This window comes from Klebsiella sp. D-Nf1 (assembly GCF_002810515.1).
GTDB lineage: Bacteria > Pseudomonadota > Gammaproteobacteria > Enterobacterales > Enterobacteriaceae > Klebsiella > Klebsiella variicola.
In genome coordinates, this window is the sequence record NZ_PIOK01000004.1 from 308,503 (window position 1) to 323,711 (window position 15,209).

Annotated in this window: 15 protein-coding genes and 6 tRNA genes; 12 read left to right on the top strand and 9 right to left on the bottom strand. The window is 55.6% G+C overall.

Translation table 11 applies throughout. The annotated features are described in order from the left end of the window. Positions 1-188: 188 nt before the first annotated feature. Positions 189-264 (bottom strand) — tRNA-Ala (locus tag CWM54_RS18160). A 41-nt stretch (positions 265-305) separates the two neighbouring features. Next, a tRNA-Ala gene (locus CWM54_RS18165) sits at positions 306-381 on the bottom strand. 219 nt (positions 382-600) lie between these two features. Between CWM54_RS18165 and CWM54_RS18170 the strand changes: the two genes are divergently transcribed. Together CWM54_RS18170 and CWM54_RS18175 are read left to right on the top strand one after the other, a co-directional pair. Continuing rightward, positions 601-954: a YfeC-like transcriptional regulator gene (locus tag CWM54_RS18170; protein ID WP_061153736.1), complete on the top strand. Its 354-nt coding sequence runs from the start codon at positions 601-603 to the stop codon at positions 952-954. A gap of 3 nt (positions 955-957) precedes the next feature. After that, complete coding sequence (locus tag CWM54_RS18175) at positions 958-1,350, top strand: MerR family transcriptional regulator (RefSeq protein ID WP_100698041.1); 393 nt, start codon at positions 958-960, stop codon at positions 1,348-1,350. A 52-nt stretch (positions 1,351-1,402) separates the two neighbouring features. On the opposite strand, the gene gltX is transcribed toward CWM54_RS18175, so the two are convergent. After that, positions 1,403-2,821 carry a glutamate--tRNA ligase gene (gene gltX / locus CWM54_RS18180; RefSeq protein ID WP_100681074.1) on the bottom strand — a complete coding sequence of 473 codons (1,419 nt, stop codon included), beginning with the start codon at positions 2,819-2,821 and terminating at the stop codon, positions 1,403-1,405. 259 nt (positions 2,822-3,080) lie between these two features. On the opposite strand from gltX, the gene CWM54_RS18190 reads away from it, so the two are divergent. The 4 genes from CWM54_RS18190 to CWM54_RS18205 all read left to right on the top strand — a co-directional run bounded on the left by CWM54_RS18190 (position 3,081) and on the right by CWM54_RS18205 (position 3,479). Beyond that, positions 3,081-3,156, top strand: a tRNA-Val gene (locus CWM54_RS18190). 45 nt (positions 3,157-3,201) lie between these two features. After that, positions 3,202-3,277 (top strand) — tRNA-Val (locus CWM54_RS18195). A gap of 46 nt (positions 3,278-3,323) precedes the next feature. Further along, a tRNA-Val gene (locus tag CWM54_RS18200) sits at positions 3,324-3,399 on the top strand. Between the two features lie 4 nt (positions 3,400-3,403). Beyond that, positions 3,404-3,479 (top strand) — tRNA-Lys (locus CWM54_RS18205). A gap of 83 nt (positions 3,480-3,562) precedes the next feature. Here CWM54_RS18205 and CWM54_RS18210 read toward each other — a convergent pair. Continuing rightward, positions 3,563-4,489, bottom strand: coding sequence for a LysR family transcriptional regulator (locus tag CWM54_RS18210; protein WP_049152906.1), 927 nt, complete (start codon positions 4,487-4,489; stop codon positions 3,563-3,565). Positions 4,490-4,577: 88 nt separating this feature from the next. Here CWM54_RS18210 and CWM54_RS18215 point away from each other — a divergent pair, with 88 nt between their 5' ends. After that, on the top strand, positions 4,578-5,576 hold the full coding sequence (locus CWM54_RS18215) for a bile acid:sodium symporter family protein (RefSeq protein ID WP_008803879.1): 999 nt from the start codon (positions 4,578-4,580) through the stop codon (positions 5,574-5,576). Here the strand turns inward: CWM54_RS18215 and CWM54_RS18220 are convergent. The 3 genes from CWM54_RS18220 to zipA all read right to left on the bottom strand — a co-directional run bounded on the left by CWM54_RS18220 (position 5,573) and on the right by zipA (position 8,942). Next, on the bottom strand, positions 5,573-5,791 hold the full coding sequence (locus tag CWM54_RS18220) for a DUF3820 family protein (RefSeq protein ID WP_002913440.1): 219 nt from the start codon (positions 5,789-5,791) through the stop codon (positions 5,573-5,575). The genes CWM54_RS18215 and CWM54_RS18220 overlap by 4 nt on opposite strands. Position 5,792: 1 nt before the next feature. After that, complete coding sequence (ligA, locus tag CWM54_RS18225; protein ID WP_100681075.1) at positions 5,793-7,808, bottom strand: NAD-dependent DNA ligase LigA; 2,016 nt, start codon at positions 7,806-7,808, stop codon at positions 5,793-5,795. Between the two features lie 69 nt (positions 7,809-7,877). Further along, the gene (gene zipA / locus CWM54_RS18230) at positions 7,878-8,942 is read right to left on the bottom strand and encodes a cell division protein ZipA (RefSeq protein ID WP_165785943.1); all 1,065 of its coding nucleotides are present in this window, start codon (positions 8,940-8,942) and stop codon (positions 7,878-7,880) included. Positions 8,943-9,172: 230 nt separating this feature from the next. On the opposite strand from zipA, the gene cysZ reads away from it, so the two are divergent. The 5 genes from cysZ (at position 9,173) to crr (ending at position 14,042) form a co-directional block, all read left to right on the top strand. Then, positions 9,173-9,934 (top strand): sulfate transporter CysZ, encoded by a 762-nt coding sequence (gene cysZ / locus CWM54_RS18235; RefSeq protein WP_061153732.1) that lies wholly within the window; start codon positions 9,173-9,175, stop codon positions 9,932-9,934. Between the two features lie 174 nt (positions 9,935-10,108). Continuing rightward, positions 10,109-11,080 carry a cysteine synthase A gene (cysK, locus tag CWM54_RS18240; protein WP_012967478.1) on the top strand — a complete coding sequence of 324 codons (972 nt, stop codon included), beginning with the start codon at positions 10,109-10,111 and terminating at the stop codon, positions 11,078-11,080. A 380-nt stretch (positions 11,081-11,460) separates the two neighbouring features. Then, positions 11,461-11,718, top strand: coding sequence for a phosphocarrier protein Hpr (gene ptsH / locus CWM54_RS18245; RefSeq protein ID WP_002913505.1), 258 nt, complete (start codon positions 11,461-11,463; stop codon positions 11,716-11,718). Between the two features lie 44 nt (positions 11,719-11,762). Further along, positions 11,763-13,490, top strand: a complete 1,728-nt coding sequence (ptsI, locus tag CWM54_RS18250) for a phosphoenolpyruvate-protein phosphotransferase PtsI (RefSeq protein ID WP_008803874.1) — start codon at positions 11,763-11,765, stop codon at positions 13,488-13,490. A 42-nt stretch (positions 13,491-13,532) separates the two neighbouring features. After that, positions 13,533-14,042, top strand: coding sequence for a PTS glucose transporter subunit IIA (gene crr / locus CWM54_RS18255; RefSeq protein WP_008803873.1), 510 nt, complete (start codon positions 13,533-13,535; stop codon positions 14,040-14,042). 40 nt (positions 14,043-14,082) lie between these two features. Here the strand turns inward: crr and CWM54_RS18260 are convergent, their stop codons facing one another. Together CWM54_RS18260 and pdxK are read right to left on the bottom strand one after the other, a co-directional pair. Beyond that, positions 14,083-14,322, bottom strand: a complete 240-nt coding sequence (locus CWM54_RS18260) for a hypothetical protein (RefSeq protein ID WP_012540941.1) — start codon at positions 14,320-14,322, stop codon at positions 14,083-14,085. Beyond that, the gene (gene pdxK, locus CWM54_RS18265) at positions 14,319-15,185 is read right to left on the bottom strand and encodes a pyridoxine/pyridoxal/pyridoxamine kinase (RefSeq protein ID WP_100698043.1); all 867 of its coding nucleotides are present in this window, start codon (positions 15,183-15,185) and stop codon (positions 14,319-14,321) included. Before pdxK ends, CWM54_RS18260 begins: the two co-directional genes overlap by 4 nt. Positions 15,186-15,209: the final 24 nt, after the last annotated feature.

Sequence of the window (15,209 nt, forward strand, 5' to 3'; positions counted from 1 at the left end):
GCAACCGCATTACGTTTAATGGGGAAATGTTATGTTGCTTATTTAGGGCAGGCAAGGTGAATTATCAGGAAAAAGTCTGAAATTACTTTCGATTTTAATAGCTGGAGATTAACTGACTTAACCAGAAAGTGCTTTACAAGAAAACAGCTAAAAGCAAAAACCCCCGCCGAGGCGAGGGTTCTGAATTTTGGTGGAGCTAAGCGGGATCGAACCGCTGACCTCTTGCATGCCATGCAAGCGCTCTCCCAGCTGAGCTATAGCCCCACAGGACCTCTTTACGAACCAAATCTGCTGGGTGCAGAATTTGGTGGAGCTAAGCGGGATCGAACCGCTGACCTCTTGCATGCCATGCAAGCGCTCTCCCAGCTGAGCTATAGCCCCGTAACGTAAAGCGTGTCGTGTTGACGGGCGGCATAATATGAATTCCTCGCTCAGGTGTCAACGGCAAAATTATCCTTCGCTATTCAATCGCTGAAAAAGCAGGCAACTCGCTGACATTGCGAGCCTTATCGCAGCCAGAAGTTAAACAGGTCACTTTTTCACGTAAAAGGATGCTATAACATGGGCAGCTAATTCCCATACATTTACTCAGGAAATAGTATGCTCAAGGAACGAATGACACCTGAAGAAATCGCCCATCTGACCGGCTACAGCCGGCAAACCATCAATAAGTGGGTGCGGAAAGAAGGATGGCAAACCTCTCCGCGGCCTGGCGTCCAGGGTGGCAAAGCGCGGCTGGTCCATGTCAATGAGCAAGTCAGGGAGTTTATCCGCAGCGCTCAGCGCGTGGCAGAGACACCGGGCGCCTATTCTACCCATGACAGCGATCTGGAATCGCTGCTGCTGACCCTTAGCAAAGAGCTCACTCCCAGCGAGCAGAAGCAGCTTATGTCACTGTTGCTACGCGAAGGGATCACCGGGTTACTGCTTCGGTTAGGGCTCCGCGATCGGTAAACCATGATGAAACTGAAAGATAAAATGACACCCGCAGAGCTCGCCGACTGCCTGGGACTAGCCAGACAAACGATCAATCGCTGGGTTCGCCAGCAAAAATGGCGCACGGAAGCGATACCCGGCGTCAAAGGAGGACGCGCGCGACTGGTGGTCATCGACAAACCAGTGCTCGAATTTCTGACCAATGCGCCTGCCAGGCGCCATCTGTTTACCGACAGTCATTTGGCGGAATCGCCAGGCGCGTATCTGGTCAATGAGGCTGACGTGGTCTGGCGGCAAATCACGGAAACCCTGCAACTGATGACCCCGGCCGAACAGCTGCAGCTTCGCGATCTTCTGGCCCGGGAAGGGATTAGCGGCTTTCTTGCCCGCCTCGGCATCACCAGCCCGGCGTAACAGACAAAAAAAACGGCAGGAGTAACCTGCCGTTGTTTCATCCACGTCCCAATCAGGACGCCTGACCTTCACGTTCAGCGATAAAAGCCAGCGCTTTGTTGATACGCTCAACGCTACGGGATTTACCGATAGCGTGGACGGTGACGTCAAGCGCAGGAGACTGCCCTGCCCCGGTAACCGCCACGCGCAGCGGCATGCCGACTTTACCCATGCCGACTTCCAGCTCATCAGCGGTTGCCTGAATTGCATGGTGGACGTTCTCCGCTGTCCAGTCGCCGATCGCCGCCAGCTTGTCGCGAACCACTTCCAGCGGCTGACGCGCCACCGGACGCAGATGTTTCTTCGCCGCATCGGCGTCGAACTCAGCGAACTCTTCATAGAAGTAGCGGCAGCTCTGAGCAATCTCTTTCAGCGTTTTGCAACGCTCGCCCAGCAGTTTCACCAGCTCGGCCAGCTGTGGGCCATTACGGGTATCGATATTTTCCTGCTCGATGTGCCACTGCAGATGCGTCGCCACGTATTCCGCCGGCAGCGTATTGATGTAGTGATGGTTCAGCCACAGCAGTTTGTCGGTATTGAACGCACTCGCAGATTTGCTGACTGCGCCCAGCGAGAAGAACTCGATCATCTCTTCACGGGTGAAGATCTCCTGATCGCCATGGGACCAGCCCAGACGTACCAGATAGTTAAGCAGCGCTTCCGGCAGATAACCGTCGTCACGATACTGCATCACGCTCACTGCGCCGTGACGTTTGGACAGTTTTTTACCGTCATCACCGTTGATCATCGACACGTGCGCGTATACCGGAACCGGCGCATTCAGCGCTTTGAGGATGTTGATCTGGCGCGGCGTGTTGTTGATATGATCTTCACCACGGATCACGTGGGTGATCGCCATATCCCAGTCATCCACCACGACGCAGAAGTTGTAGGTCGGGGAGCCATCGGTACGGCGAATGATCAGATCGTCCAGCTCCTGGTTGCTGAACTCAATCGGTCCGCGGATCTGGTCGTCGAAAATAACCGATCCTTCCTGCGGGTTGGCGAAACGCACGACACACGGCTCATCATCAGCATGATGCTCGTGGCTATGGCGGCAGCGGCCATCGTAACGCGGCTTCTCACCGTTCGCCATTTGCTCTTCGCGCAGCGCTTCCAGACGCTCCTTCGAGCAATAGCATTTATAGGCGGTGCCGGCTTCCAGCATCTCATCAATCACGTTGTTATAACGATCGAAACGTTTGGTCTGGAAATACGGGCCTTCATCCCATTCCAGATTCAGCCAGTTCATGCCATCCATGATGGCTTCAATTGCTTCCGGGGTGGAGCGTTCGAGATCGGTGTCTTCAATACGCAGCACAAACTCACCGCCGTGGTTACGAGCAAAAAGCCAGGAATAGAGAGCAGTACGCGCACCGCCAACGTGCAGATAGCCTGTTGGGCTTGGCGCGAAGCGAGTTTTGATTTTCATGAATTGGCCTTACGTTTAATAAAGATGCCGATAGCCGGCAATGTCCGGTGGAAATTATGGGTCAATATTCTAACACCGTGGGCTGATTCCTCAATGTTGTTCCCGTCGGAACGTCACGGTTTGCCATTTTTGTTTATAAATCATGCTATGCCGCCGGTTTTGCGATCGCTTTGTTTAATTTTACGACGAACGAACGAATTCTTTAGAAAAGGCGTTGACTCATTTTCAACTCTCCCTATAATGCGACTCCACACAGCGGGGGTGATTAGCTCAGCTGGGAGAGCACCTCCCTTACAAGGAGGGGGTCGGCGGTTCGATCCCGTCATCACCCACCACTACTTAACGTAGTCTCCGCCGTGTAGAACAGAAAATTGAGAAGTGGGTGATTAGCTCAGCTGGGAGAGCACCTCCCTTACAAGGAGGGGGTCGGCGGTTCGATCCCGTCATCACCCACCACTTTCTCGCCAGCTGGATTTTCTGTCAAAATGTGAAGTACCGAAGTGGGTGATTAGCTCAGCTGGGAGAGCACCTCCCTTACAAGGAGGGGGTCGGCGGTTCGATCCCGTCATCACCCACCACTTCGGGTCGTTAGCTCAGTTGGTAGAGCAGTTGACTTTTAATCAATTGGTCGCAGGTTCGAATCCTGCACGACCCACCAATGTAAAAAGGCGCCCTAAAGGCGCCTTTTTGCTATGCGCCGAACATGGCCCTGCCACGAGTTCCCCCGCAGCACTCCCCCTGTCAGCGCTGATACAGCGGATCTTCCACCCTCGCAGCGGTTAAGTTTGCCCCTTCTTCACGCACAATTTCCCATAACGCCTGAGCGGCGGTCGACAGCGAGCGATTTTTCCGGCATGCCAGCATCAGCTGCCGCTCCATCACCGGGGTCAGCCGCTTCACCGTCAGATGGCTCCCCTGCGGTAACGGCAGCGCCAGCGCCGGCAGAACGCTGATGCCAATTCCCGATTCTACCATCGGAAACAGCGTTGCCGGGTGACCAATCTCCTGCACAATGTTCGCCCGGATAGCCAGCCTGCTAAGGGCCGCATCAATCAGCGGACGGCTGCCGGAGGCATAGTCCTGCAGGATCAGTCTCTCATCCTGCAGCGCCTGCCACGGCACCTCCGTCAGGCTGGCAAAAGGATGATCCTCCCGGCAGAGCAGCAAAAAGGGTTCCGCGAGGACCACTTCACATTGCAGATCTGCCGCCGGGCCGGGGTCAATCACAATGCCGAAATCCACTTCCCCATGGCGAATACTCTCCAGCACCCACTGCTGGGGCCGGTCGTGCAACACGAAATCGATATCAGGATAACGACGGTTGCTGTGAGCAATACACTGCGGAATAAGGTGGGCGGAAATCGTCTGACTGGCGGCGACCTTGACGGTACCGCTCATCTGCTGGCCGACGCGCCCGGCGTCACGCAGGGTAATCGTCAACTCATCAAGCAAACGCTCCAGCCGCCCCGCCAGCTGCTGACCCGCTTCGGTGAGCACGACTTCGCGAGTGGTACGGTCGAGTAGCCTGACGCCGGTCTGATGCTCCAGCTCCTTGACGCTATGGCTGACGGCCGACTGACTTAAGCCAATCATCTCCCCTGCCCGGCTGAAGCTTCTGGCCCGGGCGACGGTGACGAATACTTTTAACTGACGCAGAGAGTAATTCATCTTTTTTATTCATGAATAGATGCAATAAATCAATTTTATTTCTCAAATGAAAAAAAGCACAATAGCGCATCTCTTTTCAGGAGCGTTTATGAAACTTTTCCGCATTCTCGATCCGTTTACGGCAACCCTGGTCACCGTTGTCCTGCTGGCCTCATTCTTCCCCGCCCGTGGCGCTTTCGTTCCCTTCTTTGAACATCTGACCACCGCCGCCATTGCCCTGCTGTTCTTTATGCACGGCGCTAAACTCTCCCGGGAAGCGATTATCGCCGGCGGCAGCCACTGGCGTTTGCATCTGTGGGTGATGTGCAGCACCTTTATTCTCTTCCCGGTACTCGGGGTTCTGTTTGCCTGGTGGGCGCCGGTGAATGTCGATCCGATGCTCTACAGCGGCTTTATCTATCTGTGCATTCTGCCGGCCACCGTGCAATCCGCTATTGCCTTTACTTCGCTGGCCGGAGGCAACGTCGCGGCGGCGGTTTGCTCAGCCTCGGCCTCCAGCCTGCTGGGGATCTTTGTTTCACCGCTGCTGGTGGGCGTCCTGATGAACCTTCATGGCGCAGGCGGCAGCCTGGAGCAGGTCGGTAAAATCATGCTGCAGCTGCTGCTGCCTTTCGTACTCGGTCACTTATCGCGGCCGTGGATTGGCAACTGGGTGGCGAAGCATAAGAAGTGGATTGGTAAGACCGACCAGACCTCGATTCTGCTGGTGGTTTACTCCGCCTTTAGCGAGGCGGTGGTGAATGGCATCTGGCATAAAGTCGGTCTGGGATCGCTGCTGTTTATCGTGGTGGTCAGCCTGGTGCTGCTGGCCATTGTCATCGCCGTTAACGTGTTCGTCGCCCGCCGCTGCGGCTTTAACAAAGCCGATGAGATTACTATCGTCTTTTGCGGTTCTAAAAAGAGTCTGGCCAACGGCATCCCGATGGCCAATATTCTCTTCCCGACCTCCATCCTCGGCATCATGGTGCTGCCGCTGATGATCTTCCACCAAATCCAGCTGATGGTCTGCGCGGTGCTGGCGCGGCGCTACAAGCAGCAAACCGATGCGCGTCTCGCTGAGGAAAAGGCCAACGCCGCCAAAGCTTAACGCGCTTTCTTCAGGGGCTGAACCAGATCGCTCAGCCCCTCTGTTTTAATCAGCAGGGTCAACGCCATCAGCTCGCCGAGATGGCCGGCAGGAAACTGATCCTTACGCGCAAACCACAGTAAATACTCTTCCGGGACATCGATTAAACGACGTCCCTTGTATTTACCGAACGGCATCTCGGTATTGGCTATTTCGACCAACTGCGCTTTATCCACGTTATTCTCCCAGCAGGCGCATCATTTCGGCTTCATCAATCACCTCAATGCCCAGCTCCTGCGCTTTCGCCAGCTTAGAACCCGCCGCTTCGCCGGCAATTACCAGGTCAGTTTTCTTCGACACGCTACCTGCCACCTTCGCCCCCAGCGCGACGAGACGCGCTTTGGCGTCATCCCGCGACAGCTGACTCAGGCTGCCGGTCAGGACCACGGTTTTACCCGCAAACGGGCTATCAATCTCTTCCGCTTTCACCACGACTGGCGCTGGCCAGTGAACGCCTTCGGCCAGCAGCTGTGCGATGACATCGCGGTTGCTCTCTTCGGCAAAGAAGTTGAAGGTATGGGTGGCAACCACGATGCCAACATCAGGGACTTTTTGCAGCTCCTCAATGGAAGCCTGCTCCAGGGCTTCAAGAGTGCCGAAATGCGCCGCCAGGGCCGCCGCCGTCGCTTCGCCTACCTCGCGAATCCCCAGAGCGTATAGGAAGCGTGCGAAGGTCGTCTCTTTGGCTTTTTCCAGAGCATTGACCACATTTTGCGCGGACTTCGGCCCCATCCGATCCAGCCCGGTGAGTTTCCCGGCGCTCAGGCGAAACAGATCCGCCGGAGTATGGACGTACTCTTTCTCCACCAACTGGTCGATGATCTTGTCGCCCATGCCGTCAACGTCGAGCGCGCGACGGGAGACGAAGTGCTTAAGCGACTCTTTACGCTGCGCGCCGCAGATAAGGCCGCCCGTACAGCGGGCTACCGCCTCGCCTTCCACTCGCTCAACGTCGGACTGACATACCGGGCAGTGGGTCGGGAAGACAACATCCCGGGCATCCGCCGGACGCTCGGAAAGCACCACATTGACCACCTGCGGGATCACGTCGCCAGCCCGGCGAATCACTACCTTGTCGCCGATTTTCAGACCTAAGCGTTCGATTTCATCGGCGTTATGCAGGGTGGCATTGCTCACCAGCACGCCGGCGACATGGACCGGCTCCAGGCGCGCCACTGGCGTGATCGCCCCGGTGCGCCCTACCTGGAACTCCACATCCCGGACGAAAGTCATCTGCTCTTGTGCCGGGAATTTAAAGGCCACGGCCCAGCGCGGCGCGCGGGCCACAAAACCCAACTGCTCCTGCAGCGCCAGCGAATCGACTTTGATCACCACGCCATCAATGTCAAAGCCCAGATGAGGACGATCTTCCTCGACTTTACGATAGTAAGTGAGCACTTCCTCGGGAGTATGGCACAGGGTGACGCGATCGCTCACCGGCAGTCCCCAGACTTTGAACTGCTGCAAACGGGCCGAGTGGCTGGCCGGCAGCTCACCGCCCTCCAGCACGCCAACGCCGTAGCAGAAGAAAGTAAGCGGTCGCTTCGCCGTGATGCGCGGATCGAGCTGGCGCAACGAACCCGCCGCCGCATTACGCGGGTTAGCAAACACTTTTCCGCCGGTGCGGCGCGCTTCTTCATTGATTTTTTCAAACCCGGCCTGCGGAAGGAAAACCTCACCACGCACCTCAAGACGTGCCGGGATATTCTCACCATGCAGCTTGAGGGGGATAGTGCGAATGGTACGCACATTGGAGGTAATATCCTCGCCGGTGGTACCGTCGCCGCGGGTCGCGGCCTGCATCAGTACGCCGTTTTCGTAGAGAATACTCACCGCGAGGCCGTCGAGCTTAAGCTCGCAGCAGTAGGTGAGATCGTCAGTGCTTTTCAGGCGATCCTGTACCCGCTTGTTGAAGGCGAGAAAGCTCTCTTCATCAAACACGTTGTCCAGAGACAGCATCGGCACTTCATGGCGGATCTGGCTGAAGGCAGTCAGTGGCGCCGCCCCCACCCGCTGAGTCGGCGAGTCCGGGGTAATCAGCTCCGGATGTTGACTCTCCAGCGCGCGCAGCTCGCGCATCAGGCGGTCATATTCCGCATCGGGCACTTCCGGCGCGTCCATAACGTGGTACAGATATTCATGATGGCGAAGCGTGGTTCGCAGTTCAGTCAGTTGTTGTTCGATCGGTTCCATATCACACCATCAATGATAAAAAACCCCCGACAGGCGGGGGTTGAGAAGGAGTTGAGATAACGCGGGACGTCAGGCGTTCGCGTCTTTCACTTCGCGAATACGATCCTGGTATTCACGCAGTTTTTGCGGCGTCATCATGCGACGCTGATCGTCAAGCACCACGCCGCCCACTTCATCAGCGATATACTGCGCAGACTGCAGCATCAGCTTGAAGTTCTGCAGTTCATCACCGTAGGAAGGGACCTGCATAAAAATAGTCACCCCAGGGGTCATCATATCCGCCATGCTGTCCGGATTGAAGGTCCCCGGCTTCACCATGTTGGCCAGGCTGAACAGCACCGGGCCGCTGCCATCCGGGCTCAGATGGCGGTGGAAAATATTCATTTCACCAAACTTGAAGCCGGCCTGCTGGATGCTGTTGATCAGCACCTCGCCGTTAAGCTGTGCGCCGTGATGGGCGGCGACGTTCATCACAATGACCGTCTCTTTACGCTCTTTCGGCTGCGGCGCGGCAGGCTGCTGCGGCTCTACCGGCTGCGGTTCGGCGACGGCGGGCTGCGGCGCGGCAACAGGCTGTGGCGCAGGCTGCTGCGGGGCGGCAGGCTGCGGCTGAGCGACGGTCGGCGTCACCGGCTGCGGTGCGACAGTCTGCTGCACAACGGGCTGCGGCTGATGTTGGGGTTGCACGGGCGGCTGCGCGGGCTGCGGCTGTTGCCAGCCAGGCTGCGCAGCCACATGCGGCGCAGGCTGCTGTCCCTGCGGTTGAACCGGGGCCTGACGCGGCGATTGCTGCGGCTGGCGAACCGGTTCTTCAGGACGCACAGGCTGCTGCATCTGGCGCTCGTAAGGCGGCTGGTACTGGTGCTGCGGCGCCTGACGAGGGGCTTCATGCTCCCCATGCGCGCCGTGCGGGGCGTGAGTGGCCGGATGAACGCGGACTTCACCTACGCCTTCAACATTATCATCAAAGTCGTCGTTTTCCGACTCATCGTCGCGCGACTTCATACGTTTCAGTGGGCGATCGCGAAACATCGAAGAACGTTCTTTACGGCTGGTCCAGAAACCATGTACCAGTAAAGCGATTATGGCGATCGCGCCAACAATGATTAATATCAGACGCAAATCCTGCATCATTATATTCTCTGTTGTTCTAACACCTTGCCACCACGGCAAACATTTACTCACTAAGAGTATTTGCCGATTACCTCAAGTGCAAGTGCGTCGGTGGCTTTCACCACATAAAGATGAACTAAATCGTGCTTTTTGCTGTTTTTTCGAACATTTCCTAACTGGTTATTGTCTGGCGACCCGATAAAATAAGCGAGCATTCACACTGGATGTTAAAAAAGGAGCATTGCCTGGCTATGGTTTCATCATCCGCACCGACCCCGCGTAGCGGCGTTTACTATTTTTCGCAGGGCTGGAAACTCATCGGGCTGCCGGGCATACGGCGTTATGTCTTTTTGCCTTTGCTGGTTAACGTGCTGCTGATGGGCGGAGCCTTCTGGTGGCTGTTTACCCGTCTCGACAGTTGGATCCCGTCGCTGATGAGCCATGTGCCGGACTGGCTGCAGTGGCTTAATTACCTGCTGTGGCCGGTGGTGGTGCTCTCGATTCTGCTGGTGTTTGGTTACTTCTTTTCGACTATCGCCAACTGGATAGCTGCGCCGTTCAGCGGCCTGCTGGCGGAACAGCTGGAAGCGCGTCTGACTGGCGCCACCCCGCCGGACGTCGGCGTCTTTGGCATCATGAAGGATATTCCGCGCATCATGAAGCGTGAGTGGCAGAAGCTGGCCTGGTACCTGCCCCGCGCCATCGTGCTGTTGCTGCTCTACTTTATTCCCGGCGTGGGGCAGACCGTCGCGCCGGTACTCTGGTTCCTGTTCAGCGCATGGATGCTGGCGATTCAATACTGCGATTATCCCTTTGATAATCATAAGGTCCCCTTCAAGACCATGCGCGAAGCGCTGCGCAGCCGCAAAGTGATAAATATGCAGTTTGGGGCGCTCACCAGCCTGTTTACCATGATCCCGGTGTTAAACCTGGTGATCCTGCCGGTGGCCATCTGCGGCGCCACCGCGATGTGGGTCGATTGCTATCGCGATAAGCACGCGGTCTGGAAGTAGCGTCACGCGTCCGTCCGGGAGCGGCTGAGGCCGCTCCTTATATCTCGCTTATTCCTTCTTGCTTATCATTATTTCCCTTCCGCATATAGATATGCTAAATCCTTACTTCCGCATATTCTTTAAGCGGGTATGCTGATGCCGTACCCCCAAATTTCATACAGTTAAGGACGGGCCATGAGTAAGATTTTTGAAGACAACTCCCTGACTATCGGTCACACGCCGCTGGTACGACTGAACCGCATTGGTAACGGCCGTATCCTGGCAAAGGTAGAATCTCGTAACCCGAGCTTTAGCGTAAAATGCCGTATCGGCGCCAATATGATCTGGGATGCTGAAAAGCGCGGCGTTCTGAAACCTGGCGTGGAACTGGTCGAACCGACCAGCGGCAACACCGGTATCGCCCTCGCCTACGTGGCGGCGGCCCGTGGTTACAAGCTAACGCTAACCATGCCGGAAACCATGAGCATCGAGCGCCGCAAGCTGCTGAAAGCGCTGGGCGCCAACCTGGTACTGACCGAAGGCGCAAAAGGCATGAAAGGCGCCATTCAGAAAGCGGAAGAGATCGTCGCCAGCAACCCGGAAAAATTCCTGCTGCTGCAGCAGTTCAGCAACCCGGCTAACCCGGAAATCCACGAAAAGACCACTGGCCCGGAAATCTGGGAAGACACCGATGGTCAGGTGGATGTCTTTATCTCTGGCGTAGGCACCGGCGGTACGCTGACCGGCGTCAGCCGCTACATTAAAAACACCAAGGGCAAAAAAGATCTGATCACCGTCGCGGTCGAACCGACCGATTCGCCGGTCATCTCCCAGGCGCTGGCGGGTGAAGAGCTCAAGCCGGGCCCGCACAAAATTCAGGGTATCGGCGCCGGCTTCATTCCTGGCAACCTGGATCTGAAGCTGGTGGACAAAGTGATCGGCATTACCAACGAGGAAGCTATCTCCACGGCGCGCCGTCTGATGGAAGAAGAAGGCATCCTGGCGGGTATCTCTTCCGGGGCCGCCGTTGCCGCCGCGCTGAAGCTGCAGCAAGATGAGGCCTTTACCAATAAGAATATTGTGGTTATCCTGCCTTCCTCTGGTGAGCGTTATTTAAGCACTGCGCTATTTGCCGATCTCTTCACTGAGAAAGAACTGCAACAGTAGTGCCAGCTTGTAAATAATGTGTAAAAAAGCACCTTTTCAGGTGCTTTTTTGTGGCACACGTCAAAGTTTTACCCCTCCTGGCATTGATTCACCTCGTAGGGTCTGGTATTTAACCAGCACATTTATTTTGATGCGCGAAATTATTCAGAAGAGGATTTCCGCCAGCTGAATCGATTTTATGATTTGGTTCAAGTCTTCCTTTCGCGGCATAATGTTTAATGACGTGCTAGACGTCAATGGCCCGCAGGTCTTCGCAGCGCCAGGCGCTGCCGACGCCAAGGCCGGAAACGTAACGCCGGCGCTAACAATACAGGCTAAAGTCGAGTCGTTAGACTAGACTTTAGGTCCACAACACTAAACCTATAAGTTGGGGAAATATAATGTTCCAGCAAGAAGTTACCATTACCGCTCCGAACGGTCTGCACACCCGCCCTGCTGCTCAGTTTGTTAAAGAAGCTAAAGGCTTCACTTCTGAGATCACTGTAACCTCCAACGGCAAAAGCGCCAGCGCCAAAAGCCTGTTCAAACTGCAGACTCTGGGCCTGACCCAGGGCACCGTAGTGACCCTCTCCGCTGAAGGCGAAGATGAGCAGAAAGCTGTTGAGCATCTGGTTAAACTGATGGCTGAACTCGAGTAAGTTCACGGGTTCTTTTTCATATCAGTCACAAGTAAGGTAGGGTTATGATTTCAGGCATTTTAGCATCCCCGGGTATCGCCTTCGGCAAAGCACTGCTGCTGAAGGAAGATGAAATTGTCATCGACCGGAAGAAAATTTCTGCCGATAAGGTTGATCAGGAAGTCGAACGTTTCCTGAGCGGCCGCGCCAAGGCCTCCGCCCAGCTGGAGGTCATCAAAACCAAAGCTGGTGAAACTTTCGGTGAAGAAAAAGAAGCCATCTTCGAAGGGCATATCATGCTGCTGGAAGATGAGGAGCTTGAGCAGGAAATCATAGCCCTGATTAAAGATAAGCACATGACTGCCGACGCGGCAGCCAATGAAGTTATCGAAGGTCAGGCCACTGCCCTGGAAGAGCTGGACGATGAATACCTGAAAGAACGTGCGGCTGACGTACGCGACATCGGTAAGCGCCTGCTGCGCAACATCCTTGGTCTGTCGATTATCGATCTGAGCGCGATTCAGGATGAAGTCATCCTCGTCGCCGCCGATCTGACCCCGTCTGAAACCGCACAGCTGAACCTGAAAAAAGTGCTGGGCTTCATCACCGACGCGGGCGGCCGTACCTCTCACACCTCCATCATGGCGCGTTCCCTGGAACTGCCGGCCATCGTGGGCACCGGCAGCATCACGGCGCAGGTGAAAAACGGCGACTATCTGATTCTCGACGCGGTGAACAACCAGGTTCTGGTCAACCCGTCTAACGAGCAAATTGAAGCGCTGCGTAATCTGCAGGCTCAGGTTGCGGAAGAAAAAGCCGAACTGGCGAAACTGAAAGATCTGCCGGCGATTACCCTCGACGGCCATCAGGTTGAAGTCTGCGCCAACATTGGTACCGTTCGCGATGTCGAAGGTGCTGAGCGCAACGGCGCCGAAGGCGTAGGCCTGTATCGTACCGAATTCCTGTTCATGGACCGTGACGCGCTGCCAACTGAAGAAGAGCAGTTTGCGGCCTATAAAGCGGTGGCTGAGGCCTGTGGCTCTCAGGCCGTTATCGTGCGTACCATGGACATTGGCGGCGACAAAGAGCTGCCATACATGAACTTCCCGAAAGAAGAGAACCCGTTCCTCGGCTGGCGTGCCGTGCGTATCGCGATGGATCGTAAAGAAATCCTGCGCGATCAGGTGCGCGCCATCCTGCGTGCCTCCGCTTTCGGTAAACTGCGCATTATGTTCCCGATGATCATCTCTGTTGAAGAAGTGCGTGCGCTGAAAAAAGAGATCGAAATCTACAAACAGGAACTGCGTGACGAAGGTAAAGCATTTGACGAATCCATTGAGATCGGCGTGATGGTGGAAACACCGGCTGCGGCGACCATTGCTCGTCATCTGGCCAAAGAAGTTGATTTCTTTAGTATCGGCACCAATGATTTAACGCAATATACTCTGGCAGTTGACCGTGGTAATGATATGATTTCACATCTTTACCAGCCGATGTCACCGTCTGTACTGAATCTGATTAAGCAAGTTATTGATGCTTCTCACGCTGAAGGTAAATGGACTGGCATGTGCGGTGAGCTTGCGGGCGATGAACGTGCTACACTTCTGTTGCTGGGTATGGGGCTGGACGAATTCTCTATGAGCGCCATTTCCATCCCGCGCATCAAGAAGATTATTCGTAATACGAACTTCGAAGATGCGAAAGTATTAGCAGAGCAGGCTCTTGCTCAACCGACAACGGACGAGTTAATGACGCTGGTTAACAAGTTCATTGAAGAAAAAACAATCTGCTAATCCAAGAGATGCGCGGCCCAAATTACTGCTTAGGAGAAGATCATGGGTTTGTTTGATAAATTGAAATCTCTGGTTTCTGATGACAAGAAAGACACCGGAACTATTGAGATTATTGCTCCCCTCTCCGGTGAGATCGTCAACATCGAAGACGTGCCGGATGTGGTTTTTGCGGAAAAAATTGTGGGCGATGGGATTGCCATCAAACCGACCGGCAACAAAATGGTCGCGCCGGTAGACGGTACCATTGGTAAAATTTTCGAAACCAACCATGCGTTCTCTATTGAATCTGATAGCGGCATCGAGCTGTTCGTTCACTTCGGTATTGATACCGTTGAACTGAAAGGCGAAGGCTTCAAGCGTATCGCTGAAGAAGGCCAGCGTGTGAAAGTCGGTGACCCGGTTATCGAATTCGATCTGCCGCTGCTGGAAGAGAAAGCCAAGTCTACCCTGACGCCGGTGGTTATCTCCAACATGGACGAGATCAAAGAACTGATCAAACTGTCCGGTAGCGTAACTGTGGGTGAAACCCCGGTTATCCGCATCAAGAAGTAATGCTTGCTGCATAAAAATGGCGCCGAAAGGCGCCATTTTTTTATATCGCACTGGTCACCGGCTGATAGCATTTCTCTCGGGACAAAATGCGCAATCCCTCCGGCGTGCTCTCCAGAATACGTCGCTCACTGTCAGAGACCAGCAGATCGCACTGATACCCTCCGGCCAGGCCGAACAGCGACCGCGCCACGCAGGCATCCTCCAGCGCAGCTTCCCCTGTGGTATCAAAATGACCGACAATGCGCCCCTGTTGGCGAATCACTAACCGATAGCTTTTCATCTGTTTTTCTCCCGTGGCGGCAGGATCAGTTCGTCACACCCCTGTGCGGCAGTCCAGTTCATGACCTCCAGCACGCGCCGGGCGGCAGCCTGCGTCGCCGCCCCCAGCGCCAGGCCGGTGAGCAGACCGCTCACCAGCTCTGCACAGAACAAATCGCCTGTTCCCTTTAAGTCCGTTTCCACCCGTGGGTGGGCCACCACCTCCACCGCATCGGCCGTCACCACCAGCACATTTATCGTCGAACGCGCCTCTCCCGGCGCGCTGGTGATCACCACCCATTTGAGGGTATCTGACAGCAGGCTTCGCGCCGCGGCGACCGCCTCCTGCTGATTGCGACAGCGCCTGCCGCTCAGCGTCTCCAGCTCAAACAGATTGGGGGTGATCCCTTGCGCCAGTGGCAGAAGATGCTGACGATAGGCGTCCGGGATCTCAGCCTTAACGTAGATGCCGCTGTCGACATCGCCGATGACCGGATCCACCAGAATGCACAGCCCGGGATGGCGGGCCCGCACCCGCGTCAGCCACTGCGCCAGACGTTCGATTTGCACGGCGTTGCCCATATAGCCGGTGGTCACCGCACGCAGTTCACGCAACGCGTCGCGCTCCTCCAGCGCCTGCAGATACCCGACAAACCACTCCTCCGGGATAATGCCGCCATAGAACGTCTCATAATGGGGCGTATTGCTGAACAGTACCGTCGGCACCGCCAGCACGCGCAAACCGTGCTGTTTAATCGCCGGAACCGCGATGCTGTTGCCAACGCTGCCATAGACTACCTGCGACTGCACGGCGACGATATCGACTTCCGACGCCCGGCTTTTGTCGTGAAAGAGCACTGATTGTATGTCATCTTGCTGGCCCATCTTTTCTCCCCCCGCTGGACAGCG